This window comes from Xanthomonas campestris pv. campestris str. ATCC 33913 (assembly GCF_000007145.1).
Taxonomy (GTDB): Bacteria; Pseudomonadota; Gammaproteobacteria; order Xanthomonadales; family Xanthomonadaceae; genus Xanthomonas; species Xanthomonas campestris.
Map to the genome: position 1 here is coordinate 15,214 of NC_003902.1, position 18,235 is coordinate 33,448.

General features: G+C 65.5%; 14 protein-coding genes and 1 other RNA gene. 6 read left to right on the top strand and 9 right to left on the bottom strand.

The window, feature by feature from the left end:
* Positions 1-21 precede the first annotated feature (21 nt).
* Complete coding sequence (gene cls, locus XCC_RS00070) at positions 22-1,482, bottom strand: cardiolipin synthase (RefSeq protein ID WP_011035272.1); 1,461 nt, start codon at positions 1,480-1,482, stop codon at positions 22-24.
* A gap of 285 nt (positions 1,483-1,767) precedes the next feature.
* Here cls and XCC_RS00075 point away from each other — a divergent pair, with 285 nt between their 5' ends.
* Complete coding sequence (locus tag XCC_RS00075) at positions 1,768-2,862, top strand: PA0069 family radical SAM protein (RefSeq protein ID WP_011035273.1); 1,095 nt, start codon at positions 1,768-1,770, stop codon at positions 2,860-2,862.
* A 94-nt stretch (positions 2,863-2,956) separates the two neighbouring features.
* Here XCC_RS00075 and XCC_RS00080 read toward each other — a convergent pair whose 3' ends face one another.
* Both XCC_RS00080 and XCC_RS00085 read right to left on the bottom strand, forming a co-directional pair.
* Positions 2,957-3,658 (bottom strand): 2OG-Fe(II) oxygenase, encoded by a 702-nt coding sequence (locus tag XCC_RS00080; protein ID WP_011035274.1) that lies wholly within the window; start codon positions 3,656-3,658, stop codon positions 2,957-2,959.
* Positions 3,659-4,299: 641 nt separating this feature from the next.
* The gene (locus tag XCC_RS00085) at positions 4,300-5,640 is read right to left on the bottom strand and encodes an outer membrane protein transport protein (protein ID WP_011035275.1); all 1,341 of its coding nucleotides are present in this window, start codon (positions 5,638-5,640) and stop codon (positions 4,300-4,302) included.
* 220 nt (positions 5,641-5,860) lie between these two features.
* On the opposite strand from XCC_RS00085, the gene XCC_RS00090 reads away from it, so the two are divergent.
* The 3 genes from XCC_RS00090 to XCC_RS00100 are packed head-to-tail and all read left to right on the top strand — an operon-like array spanning position 5,861 to position 7,888.
* Complete coding sequence (locus tag XCC_RS00090; RefSeq protein ID WP_011035276.1) at positions 5,861-6,553, top strand: rhomboid family intramembrane serine protease; 693 nt, start codon at positions 5,861-5,863, stop codon at positions 6,551-6,553.
* 28 nt (positions 6,554-6,581) lie between these two features.
* Positions 6,582-6,902, top strand: a complete 321-nt coding sequence (locus XCC_RS00095; protein ID WP_011035277.1) for a DUF1820 family protein — start codon at positions 6,582-6,584, stop codon at positions 6,900-6,902.
* Entirely contained in the window at positions 6,902-7,888 is a 987-nt protein-coding gene (locus tag XCC_RS00100; protein ID WP_011035278.1) for a D-2-hydroxyacid dehydrogenase family protein, read from the top strand. The genes XCC_RS00095 and XCC_RS00100 overlap by 1 nt, the downstream gene beginning before the upstream one ends.
* A gap of 934 nt (positions 7,889-8,822) precedes the next feature.
* On the opposite strand, the gene XCC_RS00105 is transcribed toward XCC_RS00100, so the two are convergent.
* The gene (locus XCC_RS00105; protein ID WP_019237040.1) at positions 8,823-10,310 is read right to left on the bottom strand and encodes a S41 family peptidase; all 1,488 of its coding nucleotides are present in this window, start codon (positions 10,308-10,310) and stop codon (positions 8,823-8,825) included.
* A 257-nt stretch (positions 10,311-10,567) separates the two neighbouring features.
* Entirely contained in the window at positions 10,568-11,857 is a 1,290-nt protein-coding gene (locus tag XCC_RS00110; RefSeq protein ID WP_019237041.1) for a murein hydrolase activator EnvC family protein, read from the bottom strand.
* Positions 11,858-11,955: 98 nt separating this feature from the next.
* On the opposite strand from XCC_RS00110, the gene XCC_RS00115 reads away from it, so the two are divergent.
* Both XCC_RS00115 and XCC_RS00120 read left to right on the top strand, forming a co-directional pair.
* A complete protein-coding gene (locus XCC_RS00115) occupies positions 11,956-12,612 on the top strand; it encodes a hypothetical protein (RefSeq protein WP_011035281.1) in 657 nt (218 codons plus the stop codon).
* 58 nt (positions 12,613-12,670) lie between these two features.
* Positions 12,671-14,455 carry a M28 family metallopeptidase gene (locus tag XCC_RS00120; protein WP_011035282.1) on the top strand — a complete coding sequence of 595 codons (1,785 nt, stop codon included), beginning with the start codon at positions 12,671-12,673 and terminating at the stop codon, positions 14,453-14,455.
* Positions 14,456-14,623: 168 nt separating this feature from the next.
* On the opposite strand, the gene XCC_RS00125 is transcribed toward XCC_RS00120, so the two are convergent.
* The 4 genes from XCC_RS00125 to XCC_RS00140 all read right to left on the bottom strand — a co-directional run bounded on the left by XCC_RS00125 (position 14,624) and on the right by XCC_RS00140 (position 18,190).
* A non-coding RNA gene (locus XCC_RS00125) (sX9 sRNA) lies at positions 14,624-14,698 on the bottom strand.
* Between the two features lie 117 nt (positions 14,699-14,815).
* Entirely contained in the window at positions 14,816-15,262 is a 447-nt protein-coding gene (locus XCC_RS00130) for a PepSY domain-containing protein (RefSeq protein WP_016945028.1), read from the bottom strand.
* A gap of 417 nt (positions 15,263-15,679) precedes the next feature.
* On the bottom strand, positions 15,680-16,699 hold the full coding sequence (locus XCC_RS00135) for a glycoside hydrolase family 5 protein (protein WP_016945027.1): 1,020 nt from the start codon (positions 16,697-16,699) through the stop codon (positions 15,680-15,682).
* A 438-nt stretch (positions 16,700-17,137) separates the two neighbouring features.
* Positions 17,138-18,190: a glycoside hydrolase family 5 protein gene (locus XCC_RS00140; protein WP_011035285.1), complete on the bottom strand. Its 1,053-nt coding sequence runs from the start codon at positions 18,188-18,190 to the stop codon at positions 17,138-17,140.
* Positions 18,191-18,235 lie beyond the last annotated feature (45 nt).

Here is an 18,235-nt window from a genome sequence, read left to right on the forward strand (position 1 = left end):
ACGTGGGGCGCGGCGCTGCGGTCAGAGCAGCGGCGATAGCAGCCGCGCGAAGGCTTCCGGCAGGCGCGATCGCCAGAACGGCCGGCGCAGGTTGAAGCGCACTTCCTGTGCCTGGGCCATGTCGGTGCCGATCATGCCGGCGAGCTCGGCGGCTACTGCCTGGTCGCGGAACAGCATCGACAGCTCGAAGTTCAGCCGGAAGCTGCGGCTGTCGAAATTGGCGCTACCGACGATGCAGACATCGTCGTCGGCGATCAGCGCCTTGGTGTGCAACATGCGCGGGCCGTACTCGTAGATACGCACGCCGGCCTCCAGCAGTTCATCGAAATACGAGCGCGCGGCATAGGTGACCAGGCGCGAATCGCTGACGCGCGGGATCAGCAGGCGCACGTCCAGCCCGCCCAGCGCCGCAGAGGTGAGCGCCATGCGCGCGGCCTCGCCCGGCACGAAGTACGGCGTGACCAGCCAGACCCGATGCCTGGCTTCGTGGATGGCGGCCACCATCAGCCGGTGGATCGCTTCCCAGGACGAATCGGGGCCGGACACCAGCACCTGCGCATCGATGCTGCCCTGCTTGCGGGTGGGCACATCCTCCGGCCACAGTTGTTGGCCATGGAAGGCGCCCTGGGCCTGGCGGGTGGCGTAGAGCCAGTCCTCCAGGAACACCAGCTGCAGGCTGCGCACCACGTGGCCCTGCAGACGCACATGCAGGTCGCGAAACGCGTCGGGGCGAACCTGTTCGTTCTCTTCGTCGGTGACATTGATGCCGCCGGTGAACGCGATGCGGCCGTCGATGACGATCAACTTGCGGTGCGTACGCAGGTTCAACCACGGCCGCTTGAACGGCTTGAGCAGCTGGGTGGGATGGAACCAGGCGGTCTCCACGCCGGCCGCACGCAGCGTGCGCAGGGTGCGCCGGGTCATCGCCGAGGAACCGACTGCATCCATCAACAGCCGCACCTTGACCCCCGCCCGCGCGCGTTCCATCAAGGCCTCGCAGATCGGCATGCCGCTGCGGTCGGGCTGGAAAATGTAGTACTCCAGGTGGATGTGGTCGCGCGCCTGTGTGATCGCCTCGATGATCGCCGCATAGGTGGACGCGCCATCCACCAGCCACAAGGCTTCTGTCGCGCTGCTTGGGGCCAGGCCGGTGGTGGATTGGGCGATCTTGGCCAGCTCGGTGCAATCGGCATCGGGCGGACACACGCTGCTGTAGCTTTCCATACCCGAACGCGACCGCCCGCGGCGTAGACGCTGGCGTTTGACCTTTTGCGGGCCCAGCCAGTAGTAGATCAGCAGGCCCAGATACGGCAGCGCGGCCAGCGACAGCACCCAGCTCAGCGTGGCCACCGGCTCGCGCTTCTGCAGGATGATCCAGCTGACGATCCACAGCAGATACAGCACGTAGGCGGCGAAGAGGAGCGCTTTGAGGTGGGGAATGTCGGCCAGCCAATCCCACGCGCCCTGTGCAAGTGCGAGCATGCGCGGATTCTACGGCGCACACGCTGTGCTGCGATGACTGCCGGCTGCTGCCCTGGCGATCCTGGTAGCACATGCACGGGAAAGCTGCGGATTAGGGCTCAATGAGCGAAGGCACGTCTTGTTTTCGGTATGGGGGCTACCGAACGTCGTGCTGCAGTGCCCGTTGCCGAGGCGAGCGTTCTACTCAGACAGTGCAGGCAGCACATCGAACACGAAGGCTGAAACCTTTATCCGTGCAGCGGGCTGATCCCAGCAGGTGAGACGCGGCCGCCATAGCATGCCGGCATGGCAAGCGCGATCAAGGGCCGGGGTGCGACCGGCCATCTGCCCGGACGGTTCGAGGTCACCACGCCGCAGGCGGTGGACGATGGCTGGCACGTGGACGACAGCGACGAGTTCGCTGCGCCCGCATTGCGCACCCAGGTCACCGACGAGACCGCGCGCAGCATCATCAGCCGCAACCAGTCGCCGGACATCGGGTTCTCGCAGTCGGTCAATCCGTATCGCGGCTGCGAACATGGCTGCAGCTACTGTTTCGCTCGGCCCTCGCATGCCTACCTCAACCTCTCGCCGGGGCTGGACTTCGAAACGCGGCTGTTCGCCAAGACCAATGCGCCGGAGCTGCTGCGCCGCGAACTGGCGCGGCCCAGTTACGTGCCCAGCCCGATCGCACTGGGCATCAATACCGATGCCTACCAGCCGATCGAGCGCAAGCGCGGGTTGACCCGGCAGTTGATCGAAGTGCTGTGGGAGGCGCGGCACCCGTTCACGCTGATCACCAAGAGCGCCCTGGTCACGCGGGATCTGGATTTGCTGGCCCCGCTGGCGCGCGCGCGCTTGGTCAATGTGCACTTCTCGGTGACCACGCTGGATCCGCATCTGTCGGCCAGGCTGGAACCGCGTGCGTCCGCGCCGCATGCGCGCCTGCGCGCGATGCGCAGCCTGCACGAGGCCGGCGTGCCGGTCGGGGTGATGGCCGCGCCGGTAATCCCGTGGATCAACGATCACGAGCTGGAAGCGATCCTGCAGGCCGCCGCCGATGCCGGCGCCAGCAGTGCCGGTTACGTGCTGCTGCGCCTGCCGCACGAGGTGGCGCCGTTGTTCCGTGAGTGGCTACAGACCCACCACCCGCAGCGCGCCGAGCACGTGATGAGCACCATCGCCCAGCTGCGCGGCGGCAAGGACTACGACAGCACCTTCGGCACCCGCATGCGCGGCCAGGGCGTGTACGCAGACCTGCTGGCGCGCCGCTTCGCGCTGGCGCATCGCCGTGCCGGCTTCGACACCCGCCGCACTCCGCCATTGGACACCGAACAATTCCGCCGCCCTGCACCGCCGCCCAAACCGGTCAAGGACTCGCCGCAGGGGCAGCTGTTTTAGGGCGGGGAATCGGGAGTGGGGAATCGGGATTCGCAACGGCGAGAGCCACCGCAACAGCGCAGGTCTGCTGGTGCGATTCTCCATTGCCGATTCCCTATTCCCCGCCGTACAGCGCCTGCGCCGATTGGAACAAAATCCAGCTGGTGGCAATGAACTTATCGCCGCCGACCGGGCGGTTGCCGCGGTGGGTGTGGGTGAAGGCGGTGGGGGCGATCAGCAGGCTGCCGGTGCGCGGACGCGCCTTGCGTTGCTGGAACAGGAATTCGGTCTCGCCCTGTTCGAACTCTTCGTTGAGATACAGCGTCCACAGCAAATGGCGGTGCAGGGTCTCTGCGCCGGCGTCGCGCGGATACAGTTCGCAGTGCCAATATGGGTAGCCGCCCTGGTCGGCCAGATACCACTGCAGGTTGATGGCGCCCGGGCGCAGGCAGGTGCGCGCCAGGTCGCTCAAGGCCGCATCGCTCATCTGCGCGATGTCCTCGGCGACCAACCGGTGCGGAGTGCCATCGGCGGTGGTGACCTGCAGCATCAAGGGCGAAATCAACGCCTGCGGATACTGCCGCAGGTAGCGGAGCAGGCCCTCGAAGACGGCCTGTTGCAGGCGGTTTTCCACTGCCGCCCAGTCGGCCAGGCCGCTGATGCGCAGATCGCGGCTGTGCTTGAGGTCGGGGAACACGCCGCTGCCGATGCGGCCCGGCTGCAGCTGCTGGCTATCGCGCATGCGTTGCACGATCGCCGCGCAGTCGTCGCGCGAAACGGCGTCGTCGGTGATCTGGATGAAGTCGGGTTGGTCCATACGCAGGACCATAGCAACGTCGTCGCTGTGCTGCACAGCCCTGGGTGGCACAGCGGCACGCTCACGCACGCGGCGCCTGCGCAGCGTCGATGATCGTCGCGCTGCGCAACGGCGAGGCCAGAACGAGGTCGTGCCATTGGTCGTGGTGTTGATGCCCGCGGCGGCGCACCGCAATCAGCGACCAACATGCAGGCGACGATGCATCACTGGCTGCAACGCGAGGTCGCGCAACTCGCCTGTTCCGTAAAAGCACCATGGCTGTTGCACATGCGCGCAAGGTCGGCGGTGCGGTTGCGCTGCACTAACCTTCGGCCGGGATCTTCGCGCCGACATGGGTAGGCCCTGGATTGTGCATCGCCAAGCGCCCGTGCGTGCCAGTGCGCGCGTCGCTATCTGCCACGCCGTAGCGCGATGTACTGCCGCCACAACCAGAAAAACAGTGCTCGGGCTTTGATCGACTTTTACAGCGCATTCGCAGCCGCGCCTCAATGCGAAACCTCCATTGAGGCGACGCCCTGCGCCTCCGCCAGCTCACAGATGCAGCGTGCCCCGGCGCCTCGAATCCATGCCATGCAGACACCTGCGCCCAACAAAAAACCCCGCCGAAGCGGGGTTTTTCGTACGTCATGCAGCAGCGGCGATCAGAACTTGTAGTTGATCGACGCGGCCAGCACGTCGCCGTGCACCTTGTAGCTGCCGGCCAGCGCGTTGCCGGTGGCAGTGGTGGTGTCGCTGGTCGGATCGCTGGTGAACAGGTGCGTATAGCCGAAGTTGTACTCGGCCTGCTGCGACGGGCGCCAGCTCAGACCCAGCGAGACCCACTTGCGGCTCGCGTCCGGCACGCGCACGTCACGGTGCTCGGCGGTGGTCGGGGTCTGGTCATACGCCACACCGCCACGCAGGGTCAGCGTCTCGCTCATGCGGTAGTCGGCACCGATCGAGGCGAAGGTGGTGTCGCGGTAGGAGAAGTCCAGCACGCTGTTGGGCTGATTGGAGGCGAAGTCCACGGTCACCTGGTCGAACTTGCTCCAGGCGGTGCGGGTGACGTCGGCCATGATCGACCACTGCTCGTTCACGTTGTGGGTGAAGCTGGCGGTGGCGCTGGCGGGCAGGGTCACGGTGGCGCGGCCCTTGGTATCGATGAAGGTGCCCGGTGCGGCGAAGCCCAGCGCGGCAGCGGCATTGCCCGGCACGGTGAAGTCGGCGTCGCCGTCGGTGATCTTGTGCTCCACTTCCGAGCGGTAGCTGAAGCCGATGTGGGTGTTCTCATCGATGCTGAACAAGCCGCCGAGGGTGAAGCCCACTTCGGTGCTGTCGCCCTTGATGCGCGAGTAGCCATCGGCGCTGCCCGGCGCGAAGCCCGGTGCGCGACGCGCGGCCAGGATGCTGCCGAAGTCCACCGCGTTGCCCAGGTCGATATCCAGACGCTCCGCGAACACCGACGCGCCGAACGACACGTAGGGGTTCACGTCGTAGGAGAACGCGACGTTGAAGTCGATCGCCTGCAGCTCGGTCTTGGTGCCGTGGTAGCGGCCGGTCCAGTCGCGGTCGTATTCGGTCTTGAAGCCGAACGGCACGGTCAGCGACGTACCCAGGTGCATGTTGTTGTTCTCACCGAACGGCACGTGGAAATACGCTGCCGGGACCGGCGCGATCATGCCCGCGTCGCCGCCGTTACCGCCGGAGATCGGGGCGCCGTTGGCGTAGCTGCCGCCTTCGCCCTGGTACTTGGCCGAGAAGCTGATGGCGCTGACGTCGGCCTGGAACAGGCGGCCGTCCAGCTGGCGCATGCCGGCCGGGTTGTTGGCGATGATCGATGCGTCGTCCGGGGCGCTGCCCGAACCTGCGAAGGCGCGGCCGAGGCCCTTGGCGCTGTTTTCCTTCAGCTGGAAGGCGGCACCGTGTGCCTGGCCAACGGCCAGCACGCCGGCAATACCAACGGCCAGCAGGGTGGCGCGGCTGAGAGTGGAAGCGGTAGACATGAGTTGTTGCTCTCCGGAATAAAGACTGCAGTGGTCGGTACAGCGCCCGCGCCCAGTGGCCAACATGGCCCTGGAGCGCGCCGGAGACCCCCCCCCCGACATACGACGCCGTACGCAGTATAACCACGACGATTAACCGAACAATAACGAAGTGCGCGTTATCAGCCCGGTCAGGTTAGGGGTGGGTTCAGGACGGTGAACCCGCTATTGTGCCACTCCGATGTTTGTCTCGATCCCCTCCCGCAAGAAATCCGCGCCGCGCTGGGCGGTGCCGCTGCTGTTCGCGGCCGTCTGGCTGGCCTATCTGTGGTCGATCAGCCGCCCGACCGAGGCGCGCAATACGCTGTGGCTGGACTGGGGCGCGCTGTCCATCGGCGTCTCCAATCTCGGCGACTGGTGGGCCACCTTGCGCGACGGCAGCGTGCTGCGCCTGTTCACCGCGCTGTTCCTGCACGCGGACTGGTCGCACCTGTTGGGGAACCTGGTGTTCCTGCTGATCTTCGGGTTGCCGGCCGAGCGCATCCTCGGGCCCTGGCGGCTGTTGCTGCTGTTCCTGCTGGGCGGCGCGGCCTCCAACCTGGCGGCGATCTTCGCCATCGGCACGCCGGACCGGGTGATCATCGGCGCCTCCGGTGCGGTGTCGGCGTTGATCGGCACCTATCTGGCGCTGTTTCCCGGCGCCAAGCTCGGTGTGGTGCTGCCGCTGGGCGTGTTCCTGGAATTCATTCGCGTGCCGGCGCCATTGTTGATCGGTGCGTGGGCGGTGCTGCAGGTGGTGTTTGCCTATATCGGCCCGGCCTTCGGCATGGTGGCGTGGTCGGCGCACATTGCCGGTTTCGTGTTCGGCATCGTCTATGGGTTGTATGTGCGCGCGGCGATCGCGCGGCGGCTGCGCAAGCGCCACGGGTTCTAGCGCCCTGCCCTGCGCCTATAATCGCCGCATGTCCAAGCCCTTGTACAAAGTCACCTTCCTCAATCACGGCAAGGTGTACGAGCTCTACGCCCAGCACGTCACCGGCAGCCATCTGTGGGGCTTCAACCAGATCAGCGAGCTGGTGTTCGACGTGCATGACGGGTTGGTGGTCGACCCCACCGAAGAGCGCCTGCGCGAAGAGTTCGGCAACACCAAGGTGCTGCACCTGCCCATGCAGAGCATCGTGCGCATCGAGGAAGTGGAAAAGAAGGGGCAGTCGGTGATCCGCGATGCCACCACCGGCGACAAGGTGGTCACCCCGTTCCCGCTGCCGACCAAGCCACGCTGATGCGCATTCTGGTGCCGGACGATTACCAGGGCGCCGTGCGCGCCCTGCCCTGCCTGCAGCGTCTGCAGGGCCATGAAGTGCAGGTGCTGGGCGCGCTGGCCACCGATCCCAACGAATGGGCCGAGCGGCTGGTGGAAGCCGATGCGCTGGTATTGATCCGCGAACGTACCCGCGTGGACGCCACGTTGCTGCGGCGCCTGCCGCGGTTGAAACTGATCAGCCAGACCGGCCGCATTGGCCCGCATGTGGATGTGGCGGCCTGCACCGAGTTTGGCGTGGCGGTCACCGAGGGCGTGGGCTCGCCGGTCGCGCCGGCCGAGTTGACCTGGGCGTTGATCCTGTCCGCCAGCCGGCGCCTGACCGAATACCAGCGCGCCCTGCATCAAGGCCGCTGGCAGGCGCTGGGCGATTCCGCGTTGGGGCGCACCTTGCATGGGCGCACGCTGGGCATCTGGAGCTACGGCCGTATCGGCCAACGCGTGGCCGCATTCGGGCGGGCGTTTGGCATGCACGTGCTGGTGTGGGGCGGTGAAGTGTCGTGCGCGCAGGCGGCGCGCGATGGCTATGCAATCGCCGACAGCCGAGAGGCTTTGTTCGAACGCAGCGATGTGCTGTCGCTGCACCGGCGCCTGAGCGCGCAGACCCGGCATGACGTGACCACCGCCGACCTGCTGCGCATGCGCCCCGACGCGTTGCTGGTCAACACCAGCCGCGCAGAGCTGATCGCACCGGGCGCGTTGATCGCGGCCCTGGACGCCGGCCGCCCTGGGCACGCCGCCGTGGATGTGTTCGAGCGCGAACCGGTCCTGGATGCGCGCGACCCGCTGCTGCAACACCCGCGCGTGCTGGCCACCCCGCACCTGGGCTATGTGGAACGCGACAGCTACGCGGCTTACTTCGAGGCCGCATTCGACAACGTGCTGGCGTTCGCTGCTGGCACACCGCGCAACCTGGTCAATCCTGAGGCGTTGCTGGTTGCGCGTTAGGGTGTGAGGTTGCGTGGTTGCGTTGCGGATTGCTGCTGCGCCGTCGCTGCCGACGTCTCATGCGCGAACGGCTCGTCATCACCCGCTCTCCTAGAGTGATGTAGCGAAAACAGCTGCAGCAATACGCATGTGTCCATGCGGCTTCCCGCAAGCACGCGTCGTGGTCCTGCGATGCACCGTGCGCCCAAGAGGCACGACCGCATGTCTTGCTGGCCATCAATGACCTGCAGGGAGCACGCATGAGCGACACAACGGCGAGGTTTAGAACCCGCCGTATTGGTTGCAGCGTGGCACGCCTCACGCGCACGTGCGGCCGGCGTTATCCGGACTGGTCGTGCTGCTGCGCTGCGTATCGATCGCGGTGTGACGCATTCGCGCGATATGCAGTGCGTGCATTCCATGTCACCCAGCTTAGGTGGTGAGCGCGAATCACTGCATCGAGCAGCGCGGCACCCGCAAAAAGCCGGCAGAGAATCGTTATTGATGAAGTGTTTTCAACGCGCAACCTCAACGCGCAACTGCGTCGCTGGGAGAGTGCTTAGGCTAGGTGCCCTCGCCCAGCGATCCACGCTGCTGGCGATGACGCGCCAAAGACGCTCTACACGTTTAATGACGTGCACTGCTCAGAGTTCCTACGTATCGCGCGCATCAGCAAGTGAGTGCGACCAAGCGTGGAAGACCACCTGCACAAAGCGCCGGCATCTTGCTGAGAGTTTTTCAACGGCAAGAAGCTGTCGCCTGGCGACCGGCGATGCCGACGAAACGTACCGCTCTTCCGCAAACGTCATGCGTCCACTCACCGCACACGTCGCTGACAATGGCTGTAGGTTAACGGCACGATGCACTACGAGCCGTGTCCGACGCACTCATGCCCGCATGCACACCAGCACCAGCTGCGCACTGCGGGTGCACGTGGCACCCGCAGCACTGCCCGTTACTTGACCGGTTCGGCCGGCACAGCTGCCGGTGCTGGCGCCGCCGGCTTGGCCTTGTCCGTCGGCTCGGACGGCGTGGTCTGCTCGCTGGCGGGCGGGCGTGGTGCGGCGGGCTTGGGCTCGGGCGTTGGCTTGATGGCCTTGGGCTTTTGCGCTTGCGCCTTGGCCTTGCGCGCGGCCTGGGCCTTGGCAACAGAACCAGGTTGCTTGAGTTCGGCCAGCGCCTCGTTGATCGGGCCATCGCCCGGCAGCACGTCGCCGGCGCTGTAGCCCTCCTCACCTTCTGCATCGCCGCGCAGGTGGCCCGGTAGGGTTGCCTCGCTGAAGTCGGTGAGGCTGGCCGGCACGTCGGCGTCGCCGGGCTGCGGTTCGGGGGTGAGCATCACTTCGGGCACGATGCCGCTGGCCTGGATCGACTTGCCACTGGGCGTGTAATAGCGCGCGGTGGTGAGCTTGACCGAGTCGCCGTTGTCCAGCGGCAACACGGTCTGCACCGAGCCCTTGCCGAAGGTGCGGCTGCCGATGATGCGCGCGCGCTGGTTGTCGCGCAGCGCGCCAGCCAACACTTCCGACGCGCTCGCCGAGCCGGCGTCCACCAGCACCACCACCGGCGCACCGCCGAGCAAATCGCCCGGGGTTGCGTCGAACTTGGCGTCGCTGATGGAGATGCGCCCGCGCGTGCTGACGATGTTGCCCTTGTCGAGCAGATCGTCGGCAACCTGCACGGCCGAGGTCAGCAGGCCGCCCGGGTTGCTGCGCAGGTCCAGCACCAGGCCACGCAGCTTGCCGCCGGCCTGCAGTTGCTTGAGGTTCTTCTGGAAGTCGGCGCCGGTGTCGGCCTGGAAGGTGCTGATGCGGATGTAGCCATAGCCGGGTTCGAGCAGCTTGCTGCGCACGCTGGCCACGCGAATGGTTTCGCGCTGCAGGGTGATGTCGAACGGTTTGGCGACCTTGTCACGCACGATGGTCAGCGTGACCTTGCTGCCGGACTCGCCGCGCAGCGGCTCCATTGCCTTGCTGGCGTCGATCGGTTTGCCGTCGATGGCCACGATCACATCGCCCGCCTTGACACCGGCGCGTGCAGCCGGCGTGTCGTCGATCGGCGCAATCACCTTGAGCGTGTTGTCCTGCTGCTGCAGCAGTTCCACGCCGATACCGTCATAGGCGCCGGTGGCCTGTTCGTCGAAGGCCTCGGCGTCTTCCTTGTCGAAGTAGGTGCTGTGCGGATCCAGGTCCGACAGCAGGCCGCGCACGGCCGCGTGCATCAGCTTCTTGTCCTCGACCGGGTCCACGTAGGCCTGCTTGACCGCGTTGTACACGGCCACGAAGCGGCGGATCTCGTCCAGCGGCACCTTGGAGACGGCGGCTTCGTTGGCTTCCGGGTCGTCCGCGGTGGCCGGTGCGGCAGCGGGGCTGGCCTGCTGTGCCCAACCGGGCGACGCGAACAGGGCCAGCGACAGGGCAACGGACAGGACGGCTACGCGCATGAAGCACTCCGAAAAGAGAGAAGACGCCCCACAGCGCGGCGCTGGCTGGATTATGCGCGAAGCAGCGGTAAATCCGCGTTGAATCGCCGTCAACGCCGGCGTATGTGCGAAGCACCGGCAAGGCTGCGCGATGAGATCTGCTGCGGTGCTGCCGTCGGGACAGTCCGCAGCGACACTCTGGCGCCGCGAACTGCCGGCATGTGAGCGGCAACACCATGCAGCAAGCAGACGCCGGATAAGTGCGGCGCCCCATGCACTCAGCGGCGCTGCAGCCAGCTCGAAGGATCCACTGGCTGGCCGTTGCGACGCAGCTCGAAGTACAGCGCCGGCACACCCTGCCCGCCCGAACTGCCGACCTTGGCCACGGCCTCGCCACGCTTGATGCTGGCGCCCGCATCGCGCAGCAAGGTGTCGTTGTGCGCGTACAGGCTCATGTAGCCGTTGCCGTGATCCACGATCAGGATCATGCCGTAGCCGGTCATCCAGTCGGAAAACACCACCGTGCCATCGGCCACCGCGGTGACCGTGCTGCCCTTGGGCGCGCCGATCAGCACGCCCTTGCTGGTATGGCCATCCGGCAGCGTGGCGTTGAAGCGCGCCAGCAGGTTGCCCGACACCGGCCAACTCAGGCCACCGACCTTTGGCGCCGGTGCGTTGGCCACGACCTTGGGCGGTGTCTTGCCGGGGCGTTCCGGGCGATCGGTTTTGCCGCGCTTGGCCTGCGCGGCGGCTTCGGCGGCCGCACGCTTGGCCGCCGCGCGGCGCTCGGCTTCTGCCTTGGCCGCGGCTGCACGCAGATTGGCCAGCAACTGCTCCAGCGCCTTGGCATCCTGGCCCAGGGCTTTCTCGCGCTCGGCGCGCTGTTGATAGCGGGTGTCCAGTTGCGCAACGGTGGCGGCCTGCTGCGAGCGGTCTTTCAGCAGCGACGAGGCCTGTGCTTTTTGTTGTGCGCGTGCGGCGTCCAGCGCCTGGCGCCGCTCGGTGATTTGCTGCTCGACCTGGGTCAGTGCTTCCAGTTGCGTGGTGAGCCCCTGGATGCGCTGCGCGCGTGCGCTCTGCACGTAGCGGTGGTCGGCCAGCATGCGCGTGGCATTGCCCACGGTGTCTTGTGACAACAGCACTTTCAGCGGCGCGTTGCGGCCCACATGGTCGGCGGCGCGCAGCAGTGCGGCCAACTGCACGCGTTGCTCGCGCAGGCCACGCTGCAGCTGCGCGCGCTGCTGCTGCAGTTCGGAGAGTTTCTGTTCGTGCGTGCGCAGCGCGGTTTCGGTCTCGCTCAGCGCACGTGCGGTCTTGGCGACTTTTTCATCGGCCTGGCGCAGCTGCTGGGCGGCGGTGCCGCGCTTGCCTTCCAGGTCGCGGCGGTCGGCGCTGATGGTTTTCAGTTCATCGCGCAATTGCTGCAGCTTGCGCTCGGCCTCGCGCTGGCTCTGCGCCCCGGCGCTGGTGCCGGCCAGCAGCGTGCAGGCGAACACGGCCGCGGCCAGCCATGCGCGTGCGGGCGGGCTGCGGGTCGGGTGCGGCAATGGCGCGGCGGCAGGAGGCAAACGAAAGTTCCAGTGACTTCAGGCAGGTGCGCGATTGTAGCCAAGCATGGTGTGATCGCTGCCACGTTACCGATATCCGCCGCGGCGGGAGGTTCAGCATGAAGCACGCGCATTGGATCCTCGTGTTCTCCCTGGCCTGCGGCAGCGCCTGGGCCGATGAGGACATCAGCAAGGTCAATGGCCGCATCAGCGCCGAGGCCGGCAAGACCTACGGCGACCTGGAAACGGTCAACGGTTCCATCGAGATCGGCGCCGCGACGCAGACCAAGAACGTGGAAACCGTCAATGGCAGTATCCAGGTTGGCGAGCATGCCCGCACCGGCGGTGTCTCCACCGTCAACGGCGGCATCCGCCTGGGCAGCAAGGTGGTGGTGTCGGGCAATCTGGAAACCGTCAACGGCTCGGTGCTGGCCGAGCGCGGCAGCCAGATCAGTGGTGGCGTGGAAACCGTCAACGGCAGCATCGGGCTGGTGGAAACCGAGCTGGGCAAGGGCATCGAGACCGTCAACGGCGACATCACCGTGGGCGTGGGGTCGCACGTACGTGGCGGGATCCTGGTCACCAAGCCCAATTTCGGCTTCTCGTTCAAGCCGAACCGCAAGCCGCGCGTGATCATCGGCCCGAATGCGGTGGTCGATGGCCCGCTGAAGTTCGAACGCGAGGTCACCTTGTACGTGCACCGCAGCGCCAAGATCGGCGCGGTCACCGGGGCCACCGCGCGCAGCTTCGATGGCGATGTGGCGCCGGAGGACTGACGCGCTCACCACCGCCTGCGCCTAGAATCGGGAACCCCCGCCGCACCGAGGAGTCCCGATGCCCCGCAAGATCGTGTTGTGCCTGGCCGCCGCCGTTGCGTTGGCGGGCTGCAAGCGTGAGTCCGCCGACCCCGCCACCGCGCCCAGCGCGCAGGCACCTGCCGACAGCGCCCCCAGCGCACCGGTCAGCAGCCACGCCTTCTCGCCGGAACTGACCACCGGCGACTTTGCCGAGCTGGTCAAGACGCTGGCCTCGGACGCCTTCGAAGGCCGCGGGCCGGGCACGCCGGACGAAGAGAAAACGGTGACCTACATCCGCGACCAGATGCAGCGCATCGGCCTGCAGCCGGGCAATGGCGACAGCTGGTTCCAGGATGTGCCGATGGTGGAAACCACCGCAGACCCGGCCACCGCGCCCAGCCTGCGCAGCGGTGCGCAGAGCCGCCCGCTCACCTTCGGCACCGACATCGTGGTGGGCACGCGCACCGGCCAGGCCGAGGTCAAGCTCGACAACAGCGAGCTGGTGTTTGTCGGCTACGGCGTGGATGCGCCGGAGCAGCAGTGGAACGACTACGCCGGGCAGGACTGGAAGGGCAAGACGGTGGTGATGTTCGTCAACGACCCGGGCTTCCACAGCAACGACGCCAAGTTGTTCGACGGCAAGCGCATGACCTATTACGGCCGCTGGACCTACAAGTTCGAAGAAGCCGCGCGCAAGGGTGCGGCCGCCGCGCTGATCGTGCACGACACGCCCGGCGCCAGCTATGGCTGGGACGTGGTGAAGAATTCCTGGTCCGGCCCGCAGTACGACCTGCCGGCCAAGGACGACCCGGACCCGCGCCTGCCGGTGCAGGGCTGGATCAGCGCCGACATCGCCAAGCAGCTGTTCGCCGACGCCGGGCTGGACCTGGCGCAGGCCTACAAGGACGCCGGCAAGCGCGGCTTCAAGCCGGTGCCGTTGAAGGCCAGCTGGTCGGTGGACCTGAAGAGCACGATCGCCCAGAAGTCCTCGCGCAACGTGGTTGGCGTGCTGCCCGGCAGCACGCATGCCGACGAGGCGGTGCTGTACATGGCGCACTGGGATCACCTGGGCAAGCACGACGGCGAAACCGGCGACAACATCTACAACGGCGCGGTGGACAACGCCACCGGCGTGGCCGGCATCCTGGAAATCGCCGATGCCTTCGCGCACCAGGATCCCAAGCCGGCGCGCTCGGTGGTGTTCGTGGCAGTGACGCTGGAAGAATCCGGCTTGCTGGGTTCGAAGTACTACGTGGCCAACCCGAGCTTTCCGCTGGACAAGATCGCTGCGGTGATCAACCTGGATGCGATGTCGGTGGCCGGGCGCGCACGCGATGTCACGGTGGTGGGCATGGGCAGCTCGGAGCTGGAAGACATCCTCAAGCCGATCGCCGCCATGCAGGGGCGCACGCTGCACGGTGAGGCCACGCCGGAGAGCGGCTCGTACTTCCGCTCGGACCACTTCAACTTCGCCAAGGCCGGCGTGCCGGCGTTGTACGCCGACGGCGGCGAAGACCTGCGCGATGGCGGTACTGCTGCCGGCCGCGCAGCCGCCGAGGACTACGGCCGCAACCGCTACCACGCGCCTGGCGATCAGTACGACGCGGCCACCTGGAAGCTCGATGGCACCATCGAGGACCTGCAGGCGGTGTATGGCGTGGGCAAGCAGGTGGCGGCTGATCAGCAGTGGCCCAACTGGTATGCGGGCAATCCGTTCAAGGCCGCGCGCGACCGCATGATGGCCGGCAAGCCGGGTGCGGCCGCTGCGCCGGCGCCAGCGGCCAAGGAAGACGCCAAGCCTGCACCTACGCCGTCGCGCTGAGCTGCGGGCAGCCCCTGTGACCGCGCGCTGCGTGGTGACAGGGGCTGCAGCGGCTTGCTACAACCAGTGCGAAATGCTGGCACGTTGGGTCCAACGTCTGACGCACTTAGCGCCGAACAAAAAAGGGCCTCCGCATGGAGGCCCTTCGTTTGTGGCGAGTTTAAGAGCGGCTGACAAAACGTCGCGAGCAGTCGTCAGGTGGATGCGGACGGCGCGGAGGAACCGGAGTGTACGTCGGTACATGAGGATTCCGAGCACCGGCCGCGCCCGCCTGGCGGCTGCGCACTAGTTTTGATAGCTGCTCTAAATCGCAACGCACATCCCGCGCGGCCGCTGCGCGCAAGCGTTAGGCGGGAGCAATCAATCGTTATCCACGCTCACCACGTGCCCATCTTCCGGGTCGACGTGCAGGTCTACCTTCTGCCCACCGCTTTGTTCGGCATCGGCCTTCCACAGGCCATCTTCGAACTTGAGGTCATGCACCTTGGAATAGCCCTTGGTGGAGAGCGCTGCACGAATGTCGGCCTCGCTCATCTTGGAGGTAGTCTGGTCGCCATACACGCGGCCGGTCGTCGGGTCGATCCGCACATCCACATCCTTGCCGTCGCCGCTGCGCGCATCGGCCGTCCACACGCCGTGCTCGAACTTGATGTCGTGCACCTTCGTGTAGCCCTTGGCCGTCAACATGCTGCTGACTTCGGCGGAAGTGAGTGCCTTTGCCGGCTTGGCGGCGTCCTGCGCAAACGCACCGTGTGCGGTGAGGGCAAGTGCGCCAACCAGCGCGATGGTCATCAAACGCTGTGCCATGAGAGTGCTCCTAGCAGTGAAGTGCGTCCATGCTGGGCGTGGGCAGATCGCGGCGTGGTGAAAAAAACGACCTTATGTATTGCAAAAGTTCAGTTAGCTGACAACCGGGGAGCCTGTTCACCCGTGCTGCACGTAGCGTTTACACCTGCGAATGAGGTCGCTAAAAACGGTCGATACAGCCTAGCGCGGTCGTTGACCTCGAAAGCGCTCGATCGTGTGGGCGAGCAAGCAGAGAGCCGCTGTGCACCGGCGGCAATCGATTGCCACGACTGCCACGGCAGCCACGCGTACGTCATCGTCGCAATTCAGCAGAAAAATCTGCAGGAGCGCCCTGGGCGCGATGAAGCCCTACCGACCACGGTAACGCTCCATCGCGCCCAGGGGCGCTCCTACGAAAGGCGGGCATGCGACAACGTGTCAGCGTGTAGCGCGCGCGGCCTGCGGCGAGAGGATGACCATCTGCGGCTTGTCGGTGCCGTCCTTGTTCGGATGCACGTTGTAGGCGTAGCTGGTGTTCCACCATGCGCCCGCTGCCCACCATGTCCAGCCCAGCCAGACATCGGCGTAGTTTTCCATGTAGGCCAGCATGCCTTGCAGCGCGGTATTGCAGACGGCGTTGTTGGCGGTGCCGAACTCACCGAGAAAACCACGCTTGTTGTTGGTGCGTAGCCATTCGGTGAACGCACGCAGGCGATCGGCGCCGATGGTTTCACTGACGCAGACACTTGAGGTGCCGCTGGAATCGGCATCCAGATATTGATGCACTTCGAACGCATAGCGATTGAGAGGGTCGCTGATCGATGCCAACGCGGTTGCATTGGAATACCCATCGCTGGTCAGCGAGTGCCAGCTGTGTGCGCCGGTCCACAGCGCGCCCGGTACCAGGATCAGATTGTTGGCGCCGGTGGCACGGATCGCATCGATGCCTGCCTGCGCTGCACCGGCCCATTCGCTGGCAGAGATGTTGTTGGGCTCATTCATCAGCCCGAAGATCACGGCGTTATCGCTGTTGAAGATCACCGCCAGGCGCCGCCACAGATCGGCAAAGGTGGCGAGCGGCACTTCCGGCCCACCCATTTTATAACCGTAGTACTTGCTGTAGTTGTGGATATCCAGCACCAGATACATGCCCGATGCCTTGGCGCGTGCCACCGCTTGCTGCACCAGTGCCAGCTGCGCCGGATCCAGCTCGCCGCGTGCGGCAGGTTGCAGACGTTCCCACAGGATCGGCAGGCGAATCACGTTCATTCCAGTCCCAGCGAAATAGCTGTAATCGGTGCTGGCGGGATACATGTAGTCCTTGTTGAGGACGCCAGGTTTTTTCGATGACGCAAATTCCGCACCCGCCAAATTGACGCCGGCGTACTTGAGTGCACGCGTTTGTGCATGGCCCATCGGCAGAACACCGAGCAGCAGGAAGAACACCGCGCAGGACATTAGCCTGCGCAACCACAGAGAACACGACATGGAAACCACTCCTTCGACGACGGAAAAGATGCATCGCAGCCCCATGGCGTGCGATCGACGTTCGTTACGCTGCATCTGCCCGTTCAATGCATCACGCGTGCCAGCCGCGCATCGCGCGGTGGTTAAAGATGATGTGCGCAGGGGCTCACAAACAAACTGCGTTGTGGCCTGCACTTTATGCGGCGTGGGAGGAGCTGGCACCGGGTTCGTGCGGTTGTGCCTGCTTTCAAGGGAGATTGCGCTTTCACGCGTGACGCGACCGCGACGAAATCTCGACATGCGATTTGCTAGGCGACGAAAGCGTGACGCCAAATCTCCGGCTGCGCATGCAACCGACGCACTAGCAGTACAGGTCTACTGCGTGCGCCGGCTGCTGCGGTTGTACACAAGCGAACTGATCGATTGCCGTTATCGGGTGACGCGATGCGCGCGTGCGCTCAGGGTTTTCATCTGCGGCTTGTCGCGGCCTTGCGCATCGGGCTGCACGTTGAACGGATAGCTGGTTTTCCACCACGCGCCCGCGGCCCAGAACGTCCAACCGATCCACACATCGTGGTTGGTTTCGAGATAACCGAGCATGCCGTCGAGCGCCGCAGTGCAGGTTGCGTTATTGGCGGTGCCGAATTCGCCAAGAAAACCGCGCTTGCCTTGCGCGCGCAGCCAGCCGGTGAAACTGCGCAAGCGCTCCGCGCCGATCGTGCGGCTCACACAACCGGCACTGGTGCCGCTGGAGTCGGTATCCAGGTATTGATGGACTTCGATCGCATAGCGATTCAGTGGGTCGCGGATGTTCGCAAGCGCCACTGCATTGGACTGCCCGGCCACGGTGGAATACCAGCTGTGTGCGCCCGACCACAATGCACCGGGCACCAGAATCAGGTTGGTGGCACCGGTGGCACGAATGCTGTCGATGGACGCCTGCGCGGCGGCGGCCCAACTCTCTGGCGAGATGTCGTACGGCTCGTTCATCAGCCCGAAAATCACGGCGTTGTCGCTCTTGAACGCGATGGCCAGACGGCGCCAGAGATCGGTGAACGTGCGCACCGGCACCCGCTTACTGCCAATCTTCTGGCCGTAGTACTTGGCGTAGTTGTGCACATCGATAATCAGGTATTGATTGGCGGCCTTGGCGTTGGCCACTGCCTGCTTCAGCAATGCCAGTTGTGCCTGATCCAGCGGACCTTGAGCTTTGGGCTGCATGCGCTCCCACAGGATCGGCAGGCGCACGATGTTCATTTGCTTGCCCGCGAAGTACCTGTACTCGGACGCGGTTGGATAGCGGTAGTCGATATTGAGCACGCCCGGTTTTTTGGACGACTGGATCTCCGCACCGGAGATGTTGACGCCTGCGTATTTCAGACGATTGGGGCTTTGCGCCTGTGCGATGGACATCGTGGCGATGCACAGCATGACCAACGCGCAGCGCAGCAGCTGGCGTGGCCAGGAGGGGGAGGCAGACATGGGGTGTTCCTTGCAGTTGCGGGGGAGATACGCTGCCCGCAACGT

Excerpts from the sequence above, each read along its gene's own strand:
- XCC_RS00120 (WP_011035282.1), top strand. The coding sequence starts at position 12,671 with ATGCCCCGCAAGATCGTGTTGTGCCTGGCCGCCGCCGTTGCGTTGGCG.
- XCC_RS00095 (WP_011035277.1), top strand. The coding sequence starts at position 6,582 with ATGTCCAAGCCCTTGTACAAAGTCACCTTCCTCAATCACGGCAAGGTG.
- cls (WP_011035272.1), bottom strand. The coding sequence starts at position 1,482 with ATGCTCGCACTTGCACAGGGCGCGTGGGATTGGCTGGCCGACATTCCC.
- XCC_RS00130 (WP_016945028.1), bottom strand. The coding sequence starts at position 15,262 with ATGGCACAGCGTTTGATGACCATCGCGCTGGTTGGCGCACTTGCCCTC.
- XCC_RS00105 (WP_019237040.1), bottom strand. The coding sequence starts at position 10,310 with ATGCGCGTAGCCGTCCTGTCCGTTGCCCTGTCGCTGGCCCTGTTCGCG.
- XCC_RS00090 (WP_011035276.1), top strand. The coding sequence starts at position 5,861 with ATGTTTGTCTCGATCCCCTCCCGCAAGAAATCCGCGCCGCGCTGGGCG.
- XCC_RS00115 (WP_011035281.1), top strand. The coding sequence starts at position 11,956 with ATGAAGCACGCGCATTGGATCCTCGTGTTCTCCCTGGCCTGCGGCAGC.
- XCC_RS00135 (WP_016945027.1), bottom strand. The coding sequence starts at position 16,699 with ATGTCCTGCGCGGTGTTCTTCCTGCTGCTCGGTGTTCTGCCGATGGGC.
- XCC_RS00075 (WP_011035273.1), top strand. The coding sequence starts at position 1,768 with ATGGCAAGCGCGATCAAGGGCCGGGGTGCGACCGGCCATCTGCCCGGA.
- XCC_RS00085 (WP_011035275.1), bottom strand. The coding sequence starts at position 5,640 with ATGTCTACCGCTTCCACTCTCAGCCGCGCCACCCTGCTGGCCGTTGGT.
- XCC_RS00100 (WP_011035278.1), top strand. The coding sequence starts at position 6,902 with ATGCGCATTCTGGTGCCGGACGATTACCAGGGCGCCGTGCGCGCCCTG.
- XCC_RS00080 (WP_011035274.1), bottom strand. The coding sequence starts at position 3,658 with ATGGACCAACCCGACTTCATCCAGATCACCGACGACGCCGTTTCGCGC.
- XCC_RS00140 (WP_011035285.1), bottom strand. The coding sequence starts at position 18,190 with ATGTCTGCCTCCCCCTCCTGGCCACGCCAGCTGCTGCGCTGCGCGTTG.